3 protein-coding genes and 1 pseudogene are annotated in these 2,527 nt (G+C 65.9%); 2 read left to right on the forward strand and 2 right to left on the reverse strand.

Going from position 1 to position 2,527, the window contains the following annotated elements; genetic code table 11:
- Both fliM and JWR51_RS23705 read right to left on the reverse strand, forming a co-directional pair.
- A pseudogene (gene fliM / locus JWR51_RS23700) lies at positions 1-313 on the reverse strand (flagellar motor switch protein FliM); the annotation flags it as partial.
- Positions 314-331: 18 nt separating this feature from the next.
- A complete protein-coding gene (locus tag JWR51_RS23705) occupies positions 332-961 on the reverse strand; it encodes a flagellar basal body-associated FliL family protein (RefSeq protein WP_299753570.1) in 630 nt (209 codons plus the stop codon).
- A gap of 225 nt (positions 962-1,186) precedes the next feature.
- Here JWR51_RS23705 and flgF point away from each other — a divergent pair, with 225 nt between their 5' ends.
- Positions 1,187-1,921 carry a flagellar basal-body rod protein FlgF gene (gene flgF, locus JWR51_RS23710; protein WP_299753572.1) on the forward strand — a complete coding sequence of 245 codons (735 nt, stop codon included), beginning with the start codon at positions 1,187-1,189 and terminating at the stop codon, positions 1,919-1,921.
- 13 nt (positions 1,922-1,934) lie between these two features.
- On the forward strand, positions 1,935-2,527 hold a 593-nt coding region (gene flgG, locus JWR51_RS23715; RefSeq protein WP_299753574.1), incomplete at its 3' end, for a flagellar basal-body rod protein FlgG.

The raw sequence follows: 2,527 nt of genomic DNA on the forward strand, positions 1-2,527 counted from the left end.
TCATCAACCGCACCAGGCGGTCGAAGACGATCTCGAGCATCGGCAGGCGCTCGTAGGAGACCAGGGCCGAGTTGATGATGGCGCGGATGCCGGTGCGCTCGCCGCCGTCGTCGCCCGACAGGTCGAAGCCCAGCAGGCTGTCGATCTCTTCCTGGTTGAGGATGCGCTCGTTGGTCGACTCGCCGTCGGTCGGGGGCGCCCAGGCGTCGGGGTCGGCGTCGGCGATGGACGCCGCGGCCGGAGGCATGGCTGCGGGACCGTTTTCAGCGGCCCATTGGGCCATCGCGGCCTGATCGTCGAGTTCTTCCGCCATCGGGGGTCCAGACCAGCGCTAGCTGATCAACATCTCCTCGATCAGCACGGCGTTGACCTTCTGCGGCGCGGCCATCAGCCCGACCCGGCGCAGCAGCTCCATGCGCAGCTGATAGCTGCCCTGGCTGCCCGACAGGTCCTCGGGGCGCAGTTCGCGCAGGAAGCTTTGGAACATGTCCTGCATCCGCGGCATGTTCGGCGTCAGCTCCTCGGCCACCTCTTCGCTGGGCAGTTCGAGGGTGAGCTTGAGCTTGAGGAAGGTCGGGCGGCCGTCCGGCGACTGCATGTTCACCAGCAGGTCGGGCAGCGTGTAGAACACCACCCCGTCGGGGCCTTCCCTCATCACCGGGGCGTTGGGATCTTCCTTGCCGCCCTCGGCCTTTTCTTCCTTTTTCTTCGGCTTCTTCTCGGCCGCCGCATGCTCTTCGCCATGCGCGGCGGGCTTGGGCTTGAGGAACAGGAAATAGCCGGCGCCGCCACCGCCGCCAAGCAGCACGACGGCCGCCCCGGCGATGATCAGCAGCTTGAGCGGCGGGCCCTTCTTGGCGGACGCGCCTTCGCCTTCGGCGCCGTCAGCGCCTTCGGCATCGACCTCAGCGTCCGGGGAAGGCTTCTCCCCCTTGGGCGGTTTGGGCGGTTTTTTGGACACGCGCGCGGCTCCATAGAATCTATACCCACCCTGGATGCGGCTTGGTTGGTTAAGGATCGATGAGTACGGGCCTTCCGAGCCCTGCAGAACCTGCTCGGAATCTTTGACCGCACGGCGCCCGTTAACCATTCTAATCGCTGATTTTTAAACGCTTTTTTCTTGGCCCGGTCCTTGCAGTCCACCTTGCGAGACCGATGCGACCAATTGGCCTGAGGCGTTAGCGAAATGGACAATGCGATTTATGTGGGCCTGTCCCGCCAGATGATGCTCCGGCGCGAGCTGGACGTGATCGCCAACAACATCGCCAACGCCGACACCTCGGGCTTCAAGGTCGAGGACACCCTGACCAAGACCGAGGCCAAGACCGCCCCCCGCACCCGCCAGTCCGACGCCATCAATTTCGTCATCGACGACGGCGTCGCCCGCAACTTCGGCCAGGGCGGCCTGAACCAGACCTCGAGCCCGCTCGACCTGGCCATCGAGGGCCAGGGCTTCTTCACCGTCAATACGCCGGCCGGTCCCCGCTACACCCGCGACGGCCGCTTCACCCTGGACTCCACGGGCCGCCTGGCGACTCAGGCCGGCGCGCCGGTGCTTGGCGCCGGGGGCGGCGAGATCGTCGTCGACCCGCTGCTGGGCCCCGTCGCCATCGCCAAGGACGGCACGGTCAGCCAAGGCATCAACATTATCGGCAAGGTCGAGGTGTCGCGCTTCGACGACCTCGCCTCGCTGCGCAAGGACGGCGACAACCTGTTCCGCAACGTTTCCAACCAGACCGCCAACGCCGCGCCCGACGCGCGCATCCACCAGGGCATGCTGGAAAGCTCCAACGTCAAAACCATCGAGCAGGTCACGCGCCTGATCGAGGTCAACCGCGCCTACGACTCGATCAGCAAGATGATGGCTGACACCTCCGACCTGTCGCGCCGCTCGATCGAGCGGATCGGCAAGCTGAACTAAGGGACCCAGACCAATGCAAGCCCTCCGCACCGCCGCGACCGGCATGGCTGCTCAGCAGCTCAACGTCGAAGTCATCTCCAACAACATCGCCAACATGAATACGGTTGGCTTCAAGAAGCAGCGGGCCGAGTTCCAGGACCTGCTGTACCAGACCTTGGAGCGCGCCGGTTCGCAGTCGTCGGACCAGGGCACGATCGTCCCCACCGGCGTCCAGATCGGCGCCGGCGTCAAAGCGGGCTCGACCTATCGCGTCACCACGCAAGGGGCGATGACCGCCACCGGCAACCAGTACGACGTGGCCATCCAGGGCCGCGGCTACCTGCAGGTGCTGATGCCGTCGGGCGAAACCGCCTACACCCGCGCCGGCAACCTCGCCATCAACGACCAGGGCAACCTGGTCACCGAGGATGGCTACGCCGTGCAGCCGGCCATCACGATCCCCAACGACGCCACGTCGGTCTCGATCTCCAAGAGCGGCCAGGTCGAGGCGGTCACGGCCGGCGCCACCGCACCGCAGACTGTGGGCCAGCTCGAACTGGCCGGCTTCGTCAACGAGGCCGGCCTGGAGGCTATCGGCGACAACCTGTTCCTCGAAAGCGGCGCCTC

Source organism: Devosia sp. (genome assembly GCF_028290625.1).
Lineage (GTDB): Bacteria > Pseudomonadota > Alphaproteobacteria > Rhizobiales > Devosiaceae > Devosia.